Source organism: Pseudomonas sp. LJDD11, assembly GCF_024584215.1.
Classification (GTDB): Bacteria; Pseudomonadota; Gammaproteobacteria; order Pseudomonadales; family Pseudomonadaceae; genus Aquipseudomonas.
The window spans coordinates 184,215-203,213 of the sequence record NZ_JANJFL010000004.1; the positions used below are offsets into that span (position 1 = coordinate 184,215).

The following is an 18,999-nucleotide window of genomic DNA, read 5'->3' on the forward strand; positions in this document are numbered from 1 at the left end:
GCTCCATCAGTGCTCGAACGATGGACTCATCTTAAGAAAAGCGTGGAAATGACGGGTTGCAAAGAATGATCAGTTGACGAACTTAATGTTCGTGATTTCTATTTGAAGATCATTTTATTTCGTGAAATGGACCATGAAAGCAATAAATGAACACAGCAAAACCCGCCAGCCTGGCTCGCCACCGGTTCTCGACCGGATCGACAAGGCGATCCTGCGCAGCTTGCAGCGCGATGCTTCAATCTCCAACGTGGCGCTGGCCGAGAAAGTCAGCCTCAGCCCGCCGGCCTGCCTGCGCCGGGTCGAGCGACTCAAGCAGGCCGGGATTATCAAAGGGGTGGTTGCGTTGCTCGACGGTGAGGCGCTCGAGGCGGGCATGGTGGTGCTGATTGGCGTGGTACTGGACCGTTCGACGCCGGAGTCGTTTGCCCAGTTCGAAGCCGCCGCTCAGAAAATCTCCGGCTGCATGGAGGTGCATGTGGTTACCGGCGAGTTCGACTACTTCATGCTGCTGCGCACCCGTGACAGCCAGAGCTTCAACAAACTGCACGCCGAGCAGTTGTTGTACCTGCCCGGGGTCAGGCAGATACGCTCGTTCATGGGCCTGCGCCAGGTGCTGTCGACCACCCAACTGGCGTTTTAGCCGGTCATCATGCTGCCGTGCCTGAGACACGGCACTGTGTAGGAGCGACCTTGGTCTGGGCGGCATACCGACGAAGGCGGCGTGAAACCGATCGCTAATGTGCTGATTTCACCGGCCCTCTGGCGAGCTCGCTCTCACGGATTTAGCGCATCATGGGGCTTGAATGATCGGCATTATTGCTACGCGGGCGAAAGAAAGTGGTCCTGCAGATAGCCTCTGACCAATTGCCCGGTGGTGTCGAGAATTTCCTCGATCTGGATATCCATTACGGCTTGCGCCTGTTCGGCGGCATCCAGACCGAAAAAGTGCAGGCGGTGCCCGCACACCGACCCCAGCCAGGTCAGGTGCACGCTGTGCAGCATTTCGACGTCCAGCAAATGGCAGGTCTTGGGGATCTGGCCGAGCAACTCGCTGGCAACGCAGCGCGTTGGCTGGTGCGCATCGGGGTTGCTGGCTTCGGCGGCCAGCCATTGATGCTCCAGTTGCATCGGGTACGGGATATACAGGCACGCGACCTGGTCCCAATCGCTGATCCGGGCGGCAAGGGTGTCAACCAGGTAGCAGGGCAGGTCACCGCTGCAAATGATGATGACCCCGGTGTCCTGAGTGGCAGGCTTGATCCAGCCGTGCAGTTCTGAATCCTTCAGCATGAACAGCTCCTTGTTGGTTCTGCACCGCTGGTGAGCGGGTTCGATGAGTAATGGCTATTTGCTCTGCGTTGTCAAAGCGCTTTTTGTCAGCGGCTGTGCAACGGCTTTGGCACAGGGCTCTGCGGACCGGCGCAGTATCCATGGCTAAAAACTGCATATTTCTTTTGTGTATAAACAACGAACTAAATATTCCTTTCTGGCGTATAGGGTTTCGTAGATGATTGCCCTCAGCGAAAACCACTTTGAAGAAGGGTGACTGATACCAACAGAACCTGGATTTTTTTACCGAAAAAATGCAGGAGTGAATCAATGGGCAATGTCCAGACCGCTGCCAGTGCACATGAGGTGCCTTGGCGCCAGGCACCAAGCGGCGAGTTGGTCGACCTGGGCCGTCCTTACCGTGGACCCTTGGCGCTGTCGCGTTTGCACAGCACGCCCAAGCGGGTTCTGGGCCGCCGGGAAGGCATTCTGTTGGGCGCCTTCGCCCTGGTGTTGCACGGCGCAGTGATCTACTGGGTCAGCCAGACACCAACCCCCGCGTTGCCGGTCGTGCCGCCGGAAATTCCGCCGATGACCATCGAATTTTCCGCCCCCACTCCGCCATTGGTCGAGCCTCCGCCGCCGGAGCCGATCCCTGAGCCGGTGGTTCAGGAGCCGCCGCCACCGGTTGAAGACGAACTGGCGGTCAAACCGCCGCCGCCCAAGCCCAAGCCGAAACCGGTGGTCAAGCCTGCACCAAAACCTGTGCCCAAGCCGGTCGAGCAGCCACCAGCGCCAACGCCGCCTCCGCCGCAACCGGTCGCCGCGCCAGCACCGCCGGCACCACCCGCGCCTGCGCCGGTGACTCCGCCATCGGCCAGTGCCGGTTACCTGCGTAACCCGGCGCCGGAATACCCGTCGCTGGCGATGCGCCGCGGTTGGGAAGGCACTGTGTTGCTGCGAGTGCATGTACTGGCCAGTGGTCGTCCGGGCGATATCCAGATTCAAAAGAGCAGCGGCCGCGACCAGCTCGATGAAGCCGCCGTGACCGCCGTCAAGCGCTGGAGCTTTGTACCCGGCAAACAGGGCGACAAACCGGTCGATGGCTGGGTCAGCGTACCGATCGACTTCAAGCTCAAGTAACGGCTTTACCCGGTTTTCTAACCAAAAATTGCGCTTTACCCCATTTCAGCGGGCGACCTGACAAAAGGAGCATCGCACACCCGACCTGATGCATCTGCACGAGAGTACCGAACATGAACCTACTGGCATCTCCATTCGAATCTGTTGAACACGCGGTCATCTGGCTGCTGATTGGCTTCTCCGTTGTGACGTGGGGCCTGGCCCTGCTCAAGGGCGTGCAGTTCTCACGCCTGAAGGGCCAGGACAAGGCCTTCCACAAGAAATTCTGGGCCGCCTCCAGTCTCGACTCCGCAGCCGAGCTGGCGCACAACAACCCAGGCTCCGCTGCCCGTGTCGCGCAGGCCGGTTACGCGGCCATCCAAGTGCAGGAAAACGCCCAGAACGACCTGAGCCAGTCGATCAACCACCAGGACCGTCTGGAGCGCGCCTTGCGCCAGCAGATCGTCCGTGAACGCCGCTCGCTGGAAACCGGCCTGGCGGTACTGGCCAGTATCGGCAGCACCTCGCCGTTCATCGGCCTGTTTGGCACCGTGTGGGGCATCATGTCAGCGCTCAAAGGTATCAGTGCGGCCGGTTCGGCCAGCCTGGAAACCGTCGCCGGGCCAATCGGTGCGGCACTGGTCGCAACCGGTGTCGGTATCGCTGTCGCAGTGCCTGCGGTACTGGTTTACAACTACTTCCTGCGTCGCCTGAAGCTGACCGCTGCCGACCTGGACGATTTCGCCCATGACTTCTACAGCCTGGCCCAGAAGCATTCGTTCCGCGTGCTGCTGCACCCGGTGCTCAAGTCCGGCGCCACTGCCAGCGGCCAGAAAGTGAAGGAGGCGTCCTGATATGGCGTTCTCGACCCAAGACAGTGATGAAGTGCTCAGCGAGATCAACGTAACCCCGCTGGTGGACGTGATGCTGGTACTGCTGGTGGTGTTCATCGTCACCGCACCGCTGCTGACCAATTCGATCCCGATCAACCTGCCCAAGACTGAAGCAGTTGCACCGGCCGAGCAGAAAGACCCGTTGGTGGTCAGCATCGACGGGCAGGGCAAGGTGTTTATCAATAAGGATGAGATCCAGCCTGATCTGCTGGAAACCAACCTGCAGGCGGCCAAGGCCAAGGACGATAAGGTTCGGGTGCAACTGCAGGCCGATAATGGCGTGAACTACGGCGAAGTGGCGCGGGCCATGGCCTCCATCGAACGCGCCGGTATTACCAAGTTGTCAGTGATTACCGCGAAATAGCAACTGCCCCTTCAAGACAGTGAGCTTCGGGTCATCCCGCCAAGGCATGGGGATGGCCCTTTTTTTTGCTTGTACGGTGTCGCTCAACTGCAGGCTTCCGCCGCGATGTAGTAAGCCGTTGAGTCTTCAACCACCGGCAACATGCCGCTCAATGGTTTGGCACTGTCCAGGCTCTCCAGGCTCTCACCGGTGCCCAGGAGCGAGACCGTGGCACGTTCGCAGTTGTAGAGGTGCCGGGAGTACAACACACCCAGCGTGCCCTCACGTCGGGTCACGACCACACGCTGCTGTGGGTGACCGGACTTTTTCACCAGTGCGTGCTGGGCGCCCGGATCGTGCGGAATGTTGATCGGCTTGTCGGCAGCATGGACTGCCAGCGTGGGAGCCACAAAGGCCAGCGCGAGTATCAGGGTTTTCATCAGTGCCTCCTGCGGATGATGCGACGCGCCTTGCGTACCTGCTCAAATTATGAAATCAAAAAGTCTTGGCATATAGCCGCTTGTCGACTCGCGAAGCGTTAGTCCGTTGCTGATACAAAACCCGTTACACATTTTGTTAAGGGGTAGGGACTTGCGGGCGAGATGTTCGTGTGCGCACGCCAATGACGGCGGTTTGTCGCCAGGCCGTTTCCGACCGGCGGTCTCATCCGGTCGGCATGCCCGATGCCGACCATTCGTCAGGGCCGCCGGTGACTGTGTTGAACACCAGGCGGCGCATGGGGGACACACAAAGACATCCCATGCAGAGGAAATCCTTCATGACTGACTATCCACGCCCACCGTTTCCTAAACAGACCCAGCCGGTGCCCGGCAGCCAGGGCCGCATGGACCCTTACCCCGACTGCGGCGAAGAAAGCTACACCGGATCGGGCCGCTTGCAGGGCAAGGTGGCGCTGATCACGGGGGCCGACAGCGGTATCGGTCGTGCGGTGGCAATCGCCTTTGCCCGTGAAGGTGCTGATGTGGCAGTGGCCTATCTGGATGAGCATGATGACGCTCAGGAAACCGCACGCTGGGTCGAGCGCGCGGGGCGCCAGTGTCTGTTGCTGCCCGGTGACCTTGCTGAAAAAGCCATGTGCAAGGAGATCGTCGACAAGACCGTGGCGCAATTCGGGCGCCTCGATGTGCTGGTCAATAACGCGGCATTCCAGATGACCCACCAGCGCTTTGAAGATATCCCGGACGAGGAGTGGGTGCGCACCTTCGATATCAACATCACCGCGATGTTCCGCATCTGCCAGGCGGCGGTCCCGCACATGCAGGCCGGTGCCTCCATCATCAACACCAGTTCGGTCAATTCCGACATGCCCAAACCGACGCTGCTGCCTTACGCGACCACCAAGGGTGCGATCGCCAACTTCACCGGTGGGCTGGCGCAGTTGCTGGGTGAGCGGGGTATTCGGGTCAACAGCGTTGCACCGGGGCCGATCTGGACGCCGCTGATTCCGGCGACGATGCCGGCAGAGGAGGTCGAGCAGTTCGGCAGCAACACACCGCTAGGTCGCCCCGGTCAGCCGGTCGAGGTTGCGCCGCTGTATGTACTGCTGGCCAGTGACGAAGGCAGCTTCCTGTCAGGCGAACGCTTTGGTGTCACTGGCGGACGGCCGATTTTGTAATGCCGTGGTTGATCTGCGCGCAGACAGCCCCATGTAACCCATAGAGAGAAACGACAGACGGTTTTTATTCTAAGTTAGCCAATGGAGAGTCACGATGTATCCAGATGTGCAACTGTATATCGACGGTCAATGGCGCGCCGCACGTGACGGCCGCTCACAGCCGGTGTTGAACCCAGCCACTGGCCAGACCATCGGCCAGGTCGCCCACGCCGATATCGCCGACCTGGACGAAGCCTTGGCCGCCGCCGAGCGCGGCTTTGCGACCTGGCGGGTGACGCCGGCGTTCGAGCGCTACAAGATCATGCGTCAGGCTGCGGTGCTGGTTCGCGAGCGCGCCGAGGCCATTGCCCGGATCATGACCCAAGAGCAAGGCAAACCGTTGGCCGAAGCCCGTGCCGAGGCACTGTCGGCCGCCGATATCATCGACTGGCTGGCTGAAGAGGGGCGCCGCAGCTACGGCCGCCTGGTGCCGTCGCGTAACGTGCATGTCGAGCAGAAAGTCATCAAGGAACCGGTCGGCCCGGTCGCCGCGTTCACACCGTGGAATTTTCCAATCAACCAGGTGGTGCGCAAGCTGTCTTCGGCGTTGGCCGCCGGTTGCTCGATCATCGTCAAGGCCCCGGAAGAAACCCCGGCATCGCCGGCCGAACTGATCCGCGCCTTCCACGACGCCGGCGTACCGGCGGGTGTGATCGGTCTGGTTTACGGCGACCCCGCGCAGATTTCCGGCTACCTGATCCCGCACCCGGTGATCCGCAAGGTCACGTTCACCGGCTCGACACCCGTCGGCAAGCAACTGGCAGCGCTGGCCGGCCAGCATATGAAGCGCGCCACCATGGAGCTGGGCGGTCATGCTCCGGCGCTGGTGTTTGCCGATGCTGACCTGGATCTTGCCGCCCGCACCCTGGCGGCCAGCAAATTTCGCAATGCCGGGCAAGTGTGTGTCTCGCCGACCCGGATTCTGGTGCAGCGTGAGGTGTTCGATGAGTTCACTGAGCGGTTCGTCGGCCTGACCCGCGAGGTCAAGGTCGGTTCCGGGCTGGACGCAGGCACCACCATGGGGCCGTTGGCCAACCCACGCCGGGTCCCGGCGCTACGGGAACTGGTTGACGATGCCGTCAGCCATGGTGCCCGCCTGGAAACCGGTGGCAAGGCGATTGAAGGCGACGGCTGGTTCTTCGAGCCCACCGTGCTGAGCGGCCTGACTACAGCCATGCGCATCATGAACGACGAGCCGTTTGGGCCGGTGGCCTTGCTGGTGCCGTTTGACAGTGTCGAAGAGGCGATCGCCGAATCCAACCGGGTGCCTTACGGCCTGGCATCCTATGCCTTCACCACCTCGATCAAGACTGCCCAGGCGCTGAGTTACGGTATCGAAGCCGGCATGCTGAGCATCAACCACCAAGGCATCGGCCTGCCGGAGGTGCCGTTTGGCGGCATCAAGGACTCCGGTTACGGTTCTGAAGGGGGCACCGAGGCCATCGAGGCTTACCTGAACACCAAACTGGTCACCCAGTTCGGTTGAGTCGCTGTATGTAGGAGCGAGCTTGCTCGCGAAGAGGACGGTGAAACAGCACATTTGTTGTGAGTGTCATGCCGTCTTCGCGACCAAGGTCGCTCCTACAGGGGTACGTCAGGTGTGCAGTTATTCCTTGGCCTGTTGCAAGCCATTTTGCCTGATTGCCAGATTCTTCTCTTTTTTGTACTGCAACGCCACCGCGGGTACCGGGCCGCTCTGGCCGGTTTCCAGCCATTTGCGCAGGCGGCTGGCATCGGCAAAGTGCGTCTGCTTGCCGAAGGCATCAAGAATCACCACCGACACCGGCCGCTTGGCCATGGTGGTCAGTAGCACCAGACAGTGCCCGGCCTGATTGGTAAAGCCGGTCTTGGTCAGGCGAATATCCCAATTCTCCCGATGCACCAGATGATCGGTGTTGCGAAAGCCGAGGGTGTAATTGGGCTTGCTGAAGCGCACGGTCTTTTCTTCGGTCGCGCTCAACTCGCTGAGCAATGGATATTTACGTGCTTCCATCAACAGTTTGGTCAGGTCGCGCGCCGTCGATACGTTAAACACCGACAAGCCGGTCGGTTCCAGGAACGCCGTATGGCTCATGCCCAGCGCCTTGGCCTTGGCATTCATGGCTTTGATAAACGCCGGATAACCTCCTGGGTGACTGTGGGCCAGGCTGGCTGCCGCACGGTTTTCCGAAGACATCAGGGTAATCAGCAACATGTCACGACGATTAAGCTGGCTGCCCAGTTTGACCCGCGAGAACACCCCTTTCATTTCTTTGGTTTGGGAAATATCGACCGGGATCAGTTCGTCCATCGACAGCTTGGCGTCCAGCACGACCATGGCAGTCATCAGTTTGGTGACCGAGGCAATCGGCACCACCACATCCGGGTTATTGGCGTAGATGACTTTATTGGTTTGCAGGTCGACAACCATGGTGCTGCCGGAGGCCAGGTGCAGATTGGCCGGGTCACGATTGAACGGGGCAGGCTCATTGGCCAGTGCCTGAGTACCGATCAGCGAGCCTGTAAGTGCAACTAAAAGGCCCAGCGTACAAAGACGGATTTTCAAGAACAGTACTCACTCAATGGAAGGTGCGTCGGCACACGACAAAACAGGAAAAACAGCGCATTTTAGAAGCAGTTTTTGCCTAAAGTCGATGGGGCGAGTGGCGCATTTGTGCATTAAGTCGAGCCATTGGATATTTGTTCAGAGAGGGTTAAGTGACAAAACGGTATTGCCCGTAATATTCGTGGTATCTGTCACCTACACCGATTAGCATCCCACGTCATTCGAATGTCACGGGTTCAAGGAGTCAGGCAATGCCCAAGGGGTTGATCGGCAAGGATTACCTGTTACTGGTTGTCGTTGCTGCGGTAATTACAGTGGTTATGCTGGGCGCCGGTTTTCTGGTCAAGCCAGTGGACTGGGCCGGCTGGGTGCAGGCCACCGGGGTCATCGTGGCGTTGTTGCTGGCAGTGGCGGTGCCGGCCATCCAGCGCAGCCAGCAGGCGCGTGAAGCGCAGCGGCAATTGCGCGAGCGCGAAGTGGGCTACGCACGGCGCATCCAGTACCTGTGCGGTGAGTTGAGCGAAATGCAGGGGCGCATCAGCCTTAATCTGTTGCACCTGCGCGCCAATGACCGGCATCGTCTGAAATTCACCTTGCAGGACTACCTGCACCGGTTGTTCGAGTCGCATAAGCATGATCTGAATGACGACCGGATCGTGGTCGTCCATGAACTGCGCCAAATCGCCAACGATGTAATCGATGAACTGGACAGCGGTCGCACTGATCGGGCGGTGTATACGGTTATTGAACGACGTTTGCAAAAGCTGGCGCAGCGTTGTCAGATCATCGTAGTGATCGCTGAGCGTCTTTGAGCCGCGGCTTCAGCCATTGAGCCTGGGCTTTTCCAATTGTTGGTACAGCGCCTGGGCGGCGGGCAGCGAGGTCAGCGGGCCGCTGACCGCCTCACCGTCGCGCATCAGATACCAGCACGCCAGCAGCCCTTGCTCGCGCAATTGCGCCGGGACTGCACTGCCTACCACCGACATGATATTGACCTTGTTCATGACTGCCTCCGTAACCGATGCAGTTCACCTTACTCACGCCCGGTGGCTGACAGAAATCAACACTTTCGATAGTGGTCATTGATACAACGGCCATAAACGACAACCCCGCCATAAGGGCGGGGTTGGGTGAGTCTTACCAGCGGCCGCGTGGTGGGCCGTAGTACACCGGCTGTGGCGGTGGACCGTAGTGACGGTAGTAGCCTGGTGGTGGGCCGGGGTAGCGCTCGACCACTTCATAGACCGGTGCCGGGCGGTAGTAGACCGGTGGCGGTGGTGGTGCGTAATACACGTTGCGTGGCTGCACGTACACGGGCTCACGCTGGATGTAGACAGGCTCGCGCTCTACGTAAACGGTCCGGTCGCGGCTGCCGGCCACGGCGGCGCCCACCACGGCGGCACCGACTATTGCACCCGCTATCGCCGGACCTCCCCAGCCATGGCCACCGGCATTGGCTTGACCTGCCAGCGCCAGGGCACCTGCAAACAGGGCGATCTTGGAAAAATGACGAATCATGACGGTTGTTCCTCGGCTTTCGACCCGTTGTCGCAGGGCACCGTCTTTCAGTGCTGCCACGGGGTTAATACTAAGACAGCGGTTTTGTTCAAACTGCGAAGCCGCTGGGTAAAGTTTGTGTAAGGTGGAAGCCCTGACGACAGACGGCACTTTTCGAGCATTTGTCTGTCGCAACAAGTTTACGCCTGTTGTCCAGATTTTAGCCAATACCGTTCAGGAGATTCGCATGTCCATTACTGCCAGTCGGGACACCGTATTGTGCATGTCCCTGGCCGCCCGCCCCGGAAACTTCGGCGTGCGCTTTCACAACTATCTGTACCGTGAACTGGGCCTGAACTTCTACTACAAGGCTTTTGCCCCCAATGACCTGATCGGCGCCGTCACTGGCATGCGCGCGCTGGGCATTCGCGGTTGCGGTGTATCGATGCCGTTCAAGGAAGACTGCATTGCCCTGGTCGATGAGCTGGATGCGTCGGCGGCGGCCATTGAGTCGATCAATACCATCGTCAACACGGACGGCCACCTCAAGGCTTATAACACCGACTACATCGCCGTCGCGCAGTTGCTCGACAGCCACGCCGTGCCGCGTACTGCTTTTGCCTTGCGTGGCAGTGGCGGGATGGCCAAGGCGGTGGCCTGTGCGATGCGGGATGCCGGCTTTAGCGACGGGGTGATCGTGGCCCGCAACCGGCAGGCCGGCGAGCAGCTTGCGGCCACCTGCGGATGGCGCTGGGTGCCGGAGTTGGGGGCTGAGAGGCCGGCCTTGCTGGTCAATGTCACGCCGCTGGGCATGACAGGCGCCCAGGCTGATGAGCTGGCGTTCGACCGGCCGGCCATCGAGGCGGCCCAGACCCTGTTCGACGTGGTCGCCACCCCGGCCGAAACGCCGCTGATCCAGGCCGGGCGTCAGCTCGGCAAACAGTTGATCACCGGCGATCAGGTGGCGGCGATCCAGGCGCTGGAGCAGTTCGTGCTGTACACCGGGGTGCGGCCCAGCGATGAGCAATACCAGCGGGCGGCTGCATTTGCCCGTGGCTGATCAGCCTTCCAGTTGCGCCAGCCGCGCTTCCAGCGCGGCGATACGCGCTTCGAGTTCATCGAGCCGGTCGCTGGAGGCCGAAGCGCTGCGTTCTGGCGCCTGCTGGCGGCTGTCGAGCAGGGCTTGCAGGTCGGCTTCGCTGCCAAGTTTGTGCATGTAGCGATCTTCACGCTGACCGCCCTGACGCGGCAGCAGTGACACTAGGCCGCGGGCTATCAAGCGTTCGAGCTGGTGCTGCACTTGCTCGGCGTCTTCGAAGTCGTGCATGCGGTTGCTGCGGGTCAACAGTTCATTGACGGTCTGCGGGCCGCGCAGCAGTAACAGGCCGGTGAGGATCAATTGCGCCGGGACCAGTTCCAGATGCCTGTCGAGCTTGTGCTCCCAACGGTCGGCGCGACTGCCCATCACCAGCTTGGCCAGTCCCAGGTTTTCCAGGCTCCGCAGGCTCTGGCCGATCTGGCCCTGAGTGAGGTTCATTATCGGCTCGCGGCTGGTTTTCTGGTTGCAGGCCAGCATCAAGGCATTGAGGGTCAGGGGATAGCTTTCCGGGCTGGTGGCCTGTTTTTCAATCAGGCTGCCGAGAATCCGGACCTGCGTGGCATCGAGCAGCAGGGCTGAGGATTCATTGCTGGATTCGGGGGTGTCGGTCATGGTGTGCTCCCTGGACAATGGCAGGCGGCCAGCCTAGGGCTTGTCAGGCACAATTGCCAGTGGGTAGGGACTGTTACCGTTTCATCACAACCGCGCCGAGGTCTGTTTTGTCGGCCTGTATAGGCTTCACCTGTTGGAATACGTGCGACAAAACAGCCACGGCCCTGCAGGTTGCGCCCCAAATCGCGCCATGCGTCGTTGAAGGACTTGTTGAAAAGGGAGCGACCATTTCCTGCGCCCTTCGCCTCGCCTGACACGATTTGGCACTGCAACGCGGCCTGCGCTGAAACGGCAACAGCCCCTAGCGCAAAACCCGCAACAACATGCCAGCCCCGGCTGTCTATAATTGCCGCGCCTTTGTGAATCGCCGCATCTTTATGTCAGAGGCTCTTCGGCCTCTGTTTCACCCGACGGCCCGCATGCGGGGCGTATCGTTGTTGGAGTGTTCTGATGTTAGCTGTCTATCTGTTGTCTGCCGCCGGCTTCACGGTGGTGACCACGGAGTTTTTGACATCCTCCCCGCCCTAAAGAGCGGGGATTCCTACAGCTAGACGGCGATGCCCCGCCGCAAGAATGTTCCGGGCCGCGTTTACATCACGGTCGTGGGCTGTACCGCAGCACACGCAAGTCCATTCTCTTATTCGCAAACCGGCTCTACCTTTCGGACTGCTGGTGGAAATGCTTCCACAGCACGAGCACGTCTGGGTGGTGAGCCACTGGTGGCGTTCCCGGATGGCGCGATGACTCGTTTCATTGCAGTAGTTCCACACCTGATTGACCTCGCGCGCCATCGCAAGCAGCGTTTTCGCGTGCTTGTCTTTGATTCGGAGCTTGAGGGTCCTGGTGTGGTTCATGGCATGAATTATGGTTTGGTCTTTCAAGCTATGGGTGGCGTTGTCGAATCGGGTGGCTTCACTCAGAGGGTATCATCCAGACTGCTGCGTAAGCAGTTCGGGGATTTCCACCCCTGGCTCAAGCGAAGGGGTGTCCTCTGGTCGCCATCCTGCTTCGCCTCTAGCTGCGGCAGTGCGCCGATTGAAATCCTGCGCCAATACATCGAAGAACAGTAGACTCCCAACCAGGACGCCTGCGGCGTCCGCGCTCTCGACCTCGGGCTAAACCCCGAGGCTTCTCGCGCATAGGGTGATTGTCGGTTTGTTGCCTGCCATGGCTCGCGATTTGGGCGTTTCGATTTATGGCGTGATGGCGCTGGCGCGACTGCTGCCGGCGCTGGCCTTGCCGGTGTTCTGGTCGCTGGCCAGCGAGACCGTGGTCAATCTTGCAGGCCCGGAACACGCGGGCAGGGCGGTGGCGCGTTTCGGGGTCGGGATCATCCTGGCCATCGTCGGCCTGGCGATCCTGCTGGCCCTGGCGATGCTCAGGTTCGATCCGCTGCCGACCGCAGTCAGTCGCTGAACAGCTTGCTGCGCGCGCCCTCGGTGATGGCCACCACGCCTGGGTGGCGGACCTTGCGTTCGACGGTAATGGCGTAGAACGACTCGGTCACCGCCTCGGTCTGGCCAATCAGGCGTACGCCATATTGCTCCTGAACCTCGTGGGCAATTACGCTGGGGGCGACGAATACACCGCTGCCGGAGCGCCCGAAGGCCTTCATCAAGGCACTGTCGTCAAATTCACCGATGATCTGCGGGCGGATTTTCTGCTCGGCAAACCAGCGCATCAGCCTGGCGCGTACCACGGTGTCTTGACCTGGAATCAGCAGTGGAGCGCCGTCCAGTGCCTGCGGAAACTCCATGGTCAGACGCTGCGCCACCTCTTCAGTGGCAAAAAAGCTGACCCCGCATTCGCCCAGTTTCTGACTGTAGCCACGGATATCCAAATGCGGCGGCATCGGGCTGTCAGACACCACCATGTCCAGGCGCTGGATGGCCAGGTCGGCGAGCAGGCGTTCGAGTTTGTCTTCGCGACAGGTGATACGGATTGGCTCGTTGAGCTCCATGGTCGGGGCGATCAGGCGATAGACAATCGACTTGGGCACCACGTCGGCCACGCCGATCCTGAACAGCGTGTGCTGTTCACCGGGCTGTGAGCGCAGCACGCTTTCCAGTTCGTTTCCGAGCTGGAACATCTGCTCGGCGTAGGGTAAGGCCAGCCGGCCTGCCTCGGTCAGTTCCAGTTGCCGGCCGACACGCTGGAACAGATCCACGCCCAGGCTGTCTTCCAACAGGCTGATTTGCCCGCTGATGGTTTGTGCGGTGAGGTTCAATTGCTCACAGGCACGCACGATGCTACCGGTACGGGCCACCACCCAGAAATAGTGCAGTTGTCGATAATTGAGCATAACGACCGAATAGTTCGTAAAAAACGAAGTATATACCTTGTAAATACGAATTTTCCGGATGTTTCAGAGTCATTAGAATGCTTCCCAACGCCGGGCACCTTTGACGTTGCCGGCATCGCTCATTGAGGGAATCATGAAAAGCGCTATGTATGCTGCACTCTTGACCTGTTCGCTGGTTGTCATCAGTGGTTGTGATCAGGTTGAATCATCCGGCAAGCAATTGCTCGATACTGCGGCCAACTCGGCCAAGCAAGCCATCGACGACACTCACAAGGCGGCCACCAAGGCACTGGAAGAGGCCAAGGACGAATTGTCAGTGATAGAGCCAGCGCCCAAGCCCAAGGCTGAAAGCGAAAAAAACGGCCAGGAAATCTGATCTCATTAACTCTTGTATAAGCAGGGCATGACTATGGAATACCTGTTGGAACTTGCGACCAGCCCAGCGGCCTGGATCGCATTGGCAACGCTGGTGGTGATGGAAGTCGTGCTGGGTATCGATAACCTGATCTTTATTTCGATTCTGACCAACAAGTTGCCCGAGCATCAGCGCGAGAAGGCGCGCCGTCTGGGTATCGGCATGGCGTTGATCATGCGTCTGGGCCTGCTCGGTACGGTGGCGTGGATCGTGCAGTTGACCGAGCCGGTCATCGAGGTGCTGGGTCAGGCGTTCTCCTGGAAAGACATGATCCTGATTGCCGGTGGTCTGTTCCTGGTCTGGAAGGCGACTACGGAAATCCACCACAGCATGGACCATACCGAGGATAAAGAGGCGACTGTTGGCGGTAAGGTGGCGTTGAGCATGGGCGCGGCCATTGCGCAGATCCTGTTGCTCGACCTGGTGTTCTCCATCGACAGTATCATCACTGCGGTGGGCATGACCGAACACCTGCCGATCATGATCATCGCGGTAGTGACCGCTGTGGTGGTGATGCTGGTCGCTGCTGAACCGCTGGCCAAGTTCATCAACGATAACCCGACGGTGGTGATGCTGGCCCTGGGCTTCCTGATCATGATCGGTATGACCCTGATCGCCGAAGGCTTCGGTGCCCACGTACCGAAAGGCTACGTGTACGCCGCCATGACCTTCTCGGCGCTGATCGAGATGCTGAACATGATGGCCCGTCGCGCCAAGCGCAAGAAAGCCGCTGCTGCCCAGTAACGGCGCTGCGGATAAAGCCAACGGCCGATCCCTGTGAGGGGATCGGCCGTTGGCTTTTGTGGCTTGGCAATGGCGGATGCAGCAGTGGCCGGGACTCAGTGTGCGGCGGCAGGGTGGCTCTTGTGCTTGGCAAGAGGCTGTGACGGCAGGGCGGCCGGTCGGACTTGAGGTGGCTGGCGTAGCGGCTGATGATGGCGGCGGGCGATGCGCATGACGCCCCACAGCATGGCGCATGCAACGGCCAGCCAGGCGGCGATCAGCATCACAATGGTCATTTCCGGGCTCATGGTGTGCCTCCACGTATTCTCTAGCGCTCTCTAGATAACCGACAGTCTAGTCCGGGAAGTGTTGCGCCAAATTGACCAATGGCGTTGTGCTTCGACCGTTTTGATCTATTGACAGCCGCAGACTGCGCCACCGGGCTATACCGACGCAGGGCAGGGCTCTATGATCGGCGTTCCCGTCAGGTCAGCGGTTGCCTGGCGTTCGAAAAAGTGAGGGAACATGCTGTCGGTATCTTTTCCATTGCGGTCGGCCAGGGGCGTGCTGGCCGTGCTCATGCTGTCGCTGCTGGCTGGCTGTGGCACTTCAGCGCATCGTCTGGCGGCCATACCGCCGGACCCACAAGGCTTGCCCGATCGGGTGGAACTCAAGGCCGTGCCCGTGTTTCGTGGCAATGCCTACCAGAGCGGGCCGGGTGCGCTGGCCAGCATGTTGGCCAATCATAGGGTTGGTACGACGCCGGGGTTGCTGGAAAAGAATCTGCAACTGCCGGGCGCCGAGGCGCAACTTGAACAGAACCTACAGCGGGTCGCCCGCGAGTACGGATTTGTGGTCTACCCGCTGGACCAGAACTTTCGCGCGTTAATGACCCAGGTCGCGGCGGGCTATCCGGTGCTGGTGCGCTTCAGCGAGGGCGCGGTGCTGTGGAAGGAGCCGCGCTATGCCGTGCTCAAAGGCTACGACCGTTACCGCGACGTGGTGATTCTCCAGGCGGGCATGAACCCGCGTCAGACCATGAGTTTCAGCAGCTTCACTTCCGCCTGGGCAGATGCCGGCCATTGGGCGGTGCTGGTGCAGGGCGCACGGCAACTGCCAGCCAAGGTCGATCAGCAGCGCTGGTTACAGGCCGCTGATGAGTTATCCCGAGCGGGCCAGGAGCAGGCCGCCGGTGAGGCGCGCAAGGCGCTGACCCGCCAGGCAGGGCAGTAACTGCCGCACGTGGGCGGGTCAACTTGGGCGGGTCAAAAGCCGAGCTTGTCGCGCAGGCTGTAATACCAGGCGCCGAGTGCCGTCAACGGAGTGCGCAGCATCTGGCCGCCAGGGAAGGGGTAATGCGGCAGGCCGGCAAACGCATCGAAGCGTTCGGCCTGCCCGCGCAGGGCTTCAGCCAGCACCTTGCCGGCCAGATGGGTATAGGTCACGCCATGGCCGCTGCAACCCTGGGAATAATAGATGTTGTCGCCCAGCCGACCGACCTGCGGCAGGCGCGACAGGGTCAGAAGGAAGTTGCCGGTCCAGGCGTAATCGATCTTCACGTCTTTGAGCTGCGGGAATACCTTGAGCATCTTGGGCCGGATAATGGCTTCGATGTTGGCCGGATCGCGCGCGCCGTAGACCACGCCGCCACCAAAAATCAGACGCTTGTCGGCGCTCAGGCGGTAGTAGTCGAGCAGGTAATTGCAGTCTTCGACGCAGTAGTCATCGGGCAGCAGCGAACGGGCCAGCTCTTCATTCAATGGTTCGGTGGTGATCACCTGAGTGCCGCACGGCATGGACTTGGCGGCCAGCTCCGGCACCAGGTTGCCCAGGTAGGCATTACCGGCAACGATGACGAACTTGGCCCGCACCCGGCCCTGAGCGGTGTGCACGACCGGGTTGGCGCCGCGCTCAATGCGGGTGGCCGCTGATTGTTCATGGATTACCCCGCCCAATGCCAGCACTGCAGCGGCTTCGCCCAGCGCCAGGTTCAATGGGTGAATATGCCCGCCGCTCATGTCCAGCATGCCGCCGACATACTGGTCGCAGGCCACGACCTGGCGCATGCGCGATGCATCCAGCAGTTCAAGCTGGTTATGCCCGTAGCGTTCCCAGAGACGCTTTTGCGCTTCCAGATGGCCCATCTGCCGTGGGTTCAGTGCGGCGAATACGCCGCCGTCTTTGAGGTCGCAGTCGATGCCGTAGCGTGCCACCCGATCACGAATGATTCGTGCCCCCTCGAAGGCCATGTCCCCCAATAGCCGCGCCTGGTCGGCCGGCATGCTGCGTTCGATCACGTCGATGTCGCGGCTATAGCTGTTGACGATCTGGCCACCGTTGCGCCCTGAGGCGCCGAAGCCGACCCTGGCGGCTTCCAGTACCGTGACCTTGAAGCCGTGCTCCAGCAGGAACAACGCACTGGAAAGTCCGGTGTAGCCGGCGCCAATGATGCATACATCGGTCTGTGCCTCGCCTTGCAGGGCGGCATGTACGGGCGCAGGATTGGCTGAAGCGGCATAAAACGACTGAGGGTATGTGATGTTCGCCATTCGAGGGTTCCGTTTAAAATTATTGACGAATGAGCTGATCCTACCCGAGATTTTTGACACGCAACACCGGTTGCCCATAAAAAGTTTTCGATTTCAGTACGTTAGCGAAAAAAACCGTTGACAGGGTTATGGTTATCCGTAGAATGCGCCCCACAGCAGGCACGTAGCTCAGTTGGTTAGAGCACCACCTTGACATGGTGGGGGTCGTTGGTTCGAGTCCAATCGTGCCTACCACATCAAATCCGCCCCTGCTGGCGGTATCAAAAAGGGCAACCCAGTCGGGTTGCCCTTTTTTTATGCTTTTCATAATGTTCGTTTGATTCATGACTGTTCGCGCAAAGCGCATCATGGGCGTCGATAACGACCGTCCGGCGGCGCACTTTTAATTGCAGTACCTGTCAGGCTTGCCATTGTGACAACAGTTGGCCAAGCTGAATGCGCATTTGCCTTCAGGTATTCAAGTGAAACGTGATCTTCACCTCGCCGTGGTGCTGTTATGTGTGGTGTGTTTTGCACTGACCTTCATTACCGGTTGGAAAGTGTTCACGGCACGTAAAGCGGCACTCAATAATGTCTATGTCAACGGTGCGAATCTCGCGCAGGCATTGATCACTTATTCCGATGGTGTCGTCCGGCAGAGTTCAATGCTGCTCAACGGTCTGGTCGAACGTCTGGAGGCAGAGGGTTTTGGCGAGCATCAACTGGATCGCCTGGATAAATTGCTGCATGCCCAACAGCGGGTCATGCCGCAACTCAACGGTTTAACCATTTACGATCGGCAGGGTAACTGGCTGTTGTCTTCCACCGGCTTGCATGCACAAGGTCTGAACAGTGCTGACCGGGCGTACTTCATTCATCACCAGCGCAGTGCCTCCAGCGAAATATTCATTGGTCCGCCCATCCAGAATCGCTCGACCGATGTCTGGGTCATTACCATCAGTCGCCGGGTCAATGATTCGCAGGGTCAGTTCGCCGGCGTGGTGGCCGCTACATTGGGCATCAAAAACTTTCTCGACCTGTTTGGCAAAATTGATGTGGGTGACAACGGTACGATTTCACTGGCGTTTACCCATGGCCAATTACTGGTGCGTTATCCATTTCGCGAAGAAGAAATGGGGCGCGATTTTTCCCAGTCGCCCATTTATAAAAAATACTTCATGGGTCGCTCCTCGGGGAATGCGACATTTACTTCCAGTCTGGATGGTGTAGAGCGGATCTCGACCTTTCGCCAAAGTGACACGTTGCCGTTGTTGGTCAGTGTCGCCCGGGAGAAGAGTGAAGTTCTGCGCAACTGGCGTTTTGAAGCGCTGCTGTCATTGGCGGTATTGGCGGTGTTGATCGTTTTTGTCGTGGCTGCCGGCCTGGTCTTGTTACGGCATATCAAACGGCGCATTGAAAGCGAATCGGAGTTGCTGATTGCTCGGCAACAGTTATTGAGCAGTAATGAGAAGCTTGAACAATTAGCGTTGCAGGATCCATTGACGGGTCTGGCCAATCGACGCTGCTTTGATGAGCGTCTGCTCATGGAGTCTTCCCGCGCACAGAGAAATGGCACGACACTGGGTCTGTTGCTGGTCGATATCGACTTTTTCAAGCGTTTCAACGATAGCCTGGGGCATGTGGCGGGTGACCAGTGCCTGCAAGCGGTTGGCCAGACGATCGGCGGGTGCGTCAGGCGCGCCACTGACCTGGCTGCTCGTTATGGCGGCGAAGAGCTGGCGTTGATTCTGCCTGATACCGACAGCCAAGGCGTGTCGGAGGTGGCGGCCTTGATACTGCAGCGTCTGGAGGCGCTGAGTATCCCTCACCCTGCCAGCCCCTATGGGCGGGTCAGTGTGAGTATCGGCATGGCGTGCTTCAACGGCCAGCAATTGGCGGATGGTTCCATCGTCGAAGCGGCCGATGAGGCCCTGTACCGGGCCAAGGCGCAGGGGCGTAACCGGCTTGAGGCGTAA

22 protein-coding genes, 1 tRNA gene and 2 pseudogenes are annotated in these 18,999 nt (G+C 59.7%); 15 read left to right on the plus strand and 10 right to left on the minus strand.

What is annotated here, in order from left to right; all coding sequences use genetic code 11:
* Positions 1-133 precede the first annotated feature (133 nt).
* The gene (locus NRB16_RS07205; protein WP_257105809.1) at positions 134-640 is read left to right on the plus strand and encodes an Lrp/AsnC family transcriptional regulator; all 507 of its coding nucleotides are present in this window, start codon (positions 134-136) and stop codon (positions 638-640) included.
* 179 nt (positions 641-819) lie between these two features.
* Here NRB16_RS07205 and NRB16_RS07210 read toward each other — a convergent pair whose 3' ends face one another.
* Positions 820-1,290 carry a transketolase gene (locus NRB16_RS07210; RefSeq protein WP_257105810.1) on the minus strand — a complete coding sequence of 157 codons (471 nt, stop codon included), beginning with the start codon at positions 1,288-1,290 and terminating at the stop codon, positions 820-822.
* Positions 1,291-1,599: 309 nt separating this feature from the next.
* Between NRB16_RS07210 and NRB16_RS07215 the strand changes: the two genes are divergently transcribed.
* The 3 genes from NRB16_RS07215 to NRB16_RS07225 all read left to right on the plus strand — a co-directional run bounded on the left by NRB16_RS07215 (position 1,600) and on the right by NRB16_RS07225 (position 3,648).
* A complete protein-coding gene (locus NRB16_RS07215; RefSeq protein WP_257105811.1) occupies positions 1,600-2,412 on the plus strand; it encodes an energy transducer TonB in 813 nt (270 codons plus the stop codon).
* 113 nt (positions 2,413-2,525) lie between these two features.
* Positions 2,526-3,245: a MotA/TolQ/ExbB proton channel family protein gene (locus NRB16_RS07220; RefSeq protein ID WP_045490438.1), complete on the plus strand. Its 720-nt coding sequence runs from the start codon at positions 2,526-2,528 to the stop codon at positions 3,243-3,245.
* Position 3,246: 1 nt separating this feature from the next.
* Entirely contained in the window at positions 3,247-3,648 is a 402-nt protein-coding gene (locus NRB16_RS07225) for a biopolymer transporter ExbD (RefSeq protein ID WP_045490441.1), read from the plus strand.
* An 83-nt stretch (positions 3,649-3,731) separates the two neighbouring features.
* Here NRB16_RS07225 and NRB16_RS07230 read toward each other — a convergent pair whose 3' ends face one another.
* Positions 3,732-4,067, minus strand: coding sequence for a hypothetical protein (locus tag NRB16_RS07230; protein ID WP_257105812.1), 336 nt, complete (start codon positions 4,065-4,067; stop codon positions 3,732-3,734).
* A 338-nt stretch (positions 4,068-4,405) separates the two neighbouring features.
* Between NRB16_RS07230 and NRB16_RS07235 the strand changes: the two genes are divergently transcribed.
* Together NRB16_RS07235 and NRB16_RS07240 are read left to right on the plus strand one after the other, a co-directional pair.
* A complete protein-coding gene (locus NRB16_RS07235; protein WP_257105813.1) occupies positions 4,406-5,263 on the plus strand; it encodes an SDR family oxidoreductase in 858 nt (285 codons plus the stop codon).
* 94 nt (positions 5,264-5,357) lie between these two features.
* Entirely contained in the window at positions 5,358-6,788 is a 1,431-nt protein-coding gene (locus NRB16_RS07240) for an NAD-dependent succinate-semialdehyde dehydrogenase (protein WP_253110841.1), read from the plus strand.
* A gap of 120 nt (positions 6,789-6,908) precedes the next feature.
* Here the strand turns inward: NRB16_RS07240 and pbpG are convergent, their stop codons facing one another.
* The gene (gene pbpG, locus NRB16_RS07245; protein ID WP_373568439.1) at positions 6,909-7,847 is read right to left on the minus strand and encodes a D-alanyl-D-alanine endopeptidase; all 939 of its coding nucleotides are present in this window, start codon (positions 7,845-7,847) and stop codon (positions 6,909-6,911) included.
* 251 nt (positions 7,848-8,098) lie between these two features.
* Here pbpG and NRB16_RS07250 point away from each other — a divergent pair, with 251 nt between their 5' ends.
* A complete protein-coding gene (locus NRB16_RS07250) occupies positions 8,099-8,659 on the plus strand; it encodes a hypothetical protein (RefSeq protein WP_045490455.1) in 561 nt (186 codons plus the stop codon).
* A gap of 9 nt (positions 8,660-8,668) precedes the next feature.
* Here the strand turns inward: NRB16_RS07250 and NRB16_RS07255 are convergent, their stop codons facing one another.
* Both NRB16_RS07255 and NRB16_RS07260 read right to left on the minus strand, forming a co-directional pair.
* Positions 8,669-8,851 carry a hypothetical protein gene (locus NRB16_RS07255; RefSeq protein WP_045490458.1) on the minus strand — a complete coding sequence of 61 codons (183 nt, stop codon included), beginning with the start codon at positions 8,849-8,851 and terminating at the stop codon, positions 8,669-8,671.
* Positions 8,852-8,984: 133 nt separating this feature from the next.
* A complete protein-coding gene (locus NRB16_RS07260) occupies positions 8,985-9,365 on the minus strand; it encodes a hypothetical protein (RefSeq protein ID WP_045490460.1) in 381 nt (126 codons plus the stop codon).
* 226 nt (positions 9,366-9,591) lie between these two features.
* Here NRB16_RS07260 and NRB16_RS07265 point away from each other — a divergent pair, with 226 nt between their 5' ends.
* The gene (locus tag NRB16_RS07265) at positions 9,592-10,404 is read left to right on the plus strand and encodes a shikimate 5-dehydrogenase (RefSeq protein ID WP_257105814.1); all 813 of its coding nucleotides are present in this window, start codon (positions 9,592-9,594) and stop codon (positions 10,402-10,404) included.
* On the opposite strand, the gene NRB16_RS07270 is transcribed toward NRB16_RS07265, so the two are convergent.
* Both NRB16_RS07270 and NRB16_RS07275 read right to left on the minus strand, forming a co-directional pair.
* Positions 10,405-11,055, minus strand: coding sequence for a YceH family protein (locus NRB16_RS07270; RefSeq protein ID WP_253110851.1), 651 nt, complete (start codon positions 11,053-11,055; stop codon positions 10,405-10,407).
* Between the two features lie 524 nt (positions 11,056-11,579).
* Positions 11,580-11,909 carry a zinc ribbon domain-containing protein gene (locus NRB16_RS07275; protein ID WP_306456385.1) on the minus strand — a complete coding sequence of 110 codons (330 nt, stop codon included), beginning with the start codon at positions 11,907-11,909 and terminating at the stop codon, positions 11,580-11,582.
* A 34-nt stretch (positions 11,910-11,943) separates the two neighbouring features.
* Between NRB16_RS07275 and NRB16_RS07280 the strand changes: the two are divergent.
* Together NRB16_RS07280 and NRB16_RS07285 are read left to right on the plus strand one after the other, a co-directional pair.
* Positions 11,944-12,125: pseudogene (locus NRB16_RS07280) on the plus strand (transposase); the annotation flags it as partial.
* A 73-nt stretch (positions 12,126-12,198) separates the two neighbouring features.
* Positions 12,199-12,402, plus strand: a pseudogene (locus NRB16_RS07285) (MFS transporter); the annotation flags it as partial.
* Between the two features lie 58 nt (positions 12,403-12,460).
* Here the strand turns inward: NRB16_RS07285 and nhaR are convergent.
* Complete coding sequence (gene nhaR / locus NRB16_RS07290; protein ID WP_045490467.1) at positions 12,461-13,357, minus strand: transcriptional activator NhaR; 897 nt, start codon at positions 13,355-13,357, stop codon at positions 12,461-12,463.
* A gap of 133 nt (positions 13,358-13,490) precedes the next feature.
* Between nhaR and NRB16_RS07295 the strand changes: the two genes are divergently transcribed.
* Both NRB16_RS07295 and NRB16_RS07300 read left to right on the plus strand, forming a co-directional pair.
* Positions 13,491-13,733 carry a hypothetical protein gene (locus NRB16_RS07295; protein ID WP_045490469.1) on the plus strand — a complete coding sequence of 81 codons (243 nt, stop codon included), beginning with the start codon at positions 13,491-13,493 and terminating at the stop codon, positions 13,731-13,733.
* 33 nt (positions 13,734-13,766) lie between these two features.
* Entirely contained in the window at positions 13,767-14,516 is a 750-nt protein-coding gene (locus NRB16_RS07300) for a TerC family protein (protein WP_257105815.1), read from the plus strand.
* 95 nt (positions 14,517-14,611) lie between these two features.
* Here the strand turns inward: NRB16_RS07300 and NRB16_RS07305 are convergent, their stop codons facing one another.
* A complete protein-coding gene (locus tag NRB16_RS07305) occupies positions 14,612-14,803 on the minus strand; it encodes a hypothetical protein (protein WP_045490472.1) in 192 nt (63 codons plus the stop codon).
* Positions 14,804-15,020: 217 nt separating this feature from the next.
* Here NRB16_RS07305 and NRB16_RS07310 point away from each other — a divergent pair, with 217 nt between their 5' ends.
* The gene (locus tag NRB16_RS07310) at positions 15,021-15,728 is read left to right on the plus strand and encodes a peptidase C39 family protein (RefSeq protein ID WP_373568440.1); all 708 of its coding nucleotides are present in this window, start codon (positions 15,021-15,023) and stop codon (positions 15,726-15,728) included.
* 32 nt (positions 15,729-15,760) lie between these two features.
* Here NRB16_RS07310 and NRB16_RS07315 read toward each other — a convergent pair whose 3' ends face one another.
* Positions 15,761-17,044: an FAD-binding oxidoreductase gene (locus NRB16_RS07315; protein WP_253140508.1), complete on the minus strand. Its 1,284-nt coding sequence runs from the start codon at positions 17,042-17,044 to the stop codon at positions 15,761-15,763.
* 157 nt (positions 17,045-17,201) lie between these two features.
* Between NRB16_RS07315 and NRB16_RS07320 the strand changes: the two genes are divergently transcribed.
* Together NRB16_RS07320 and NRB16_RS07325 are read left to right on the plus strand one after the other, a co-directional pair.
* Positions 17,202-17,278 (plus strand) — tRNA-Val (locus NRB16_RS07320).
* Positions 17,279-17,505: 227 nt separating this feature from the next.
* Entirely contained in the window at positions 17,506-18,999 is a 1,494-nt protein-coding gene (locus tag NRB16_RS07325) for a sensor domain-containing diguanylate cyclase (RefSeq protein ID WP_045494628.1), read from the plus strand.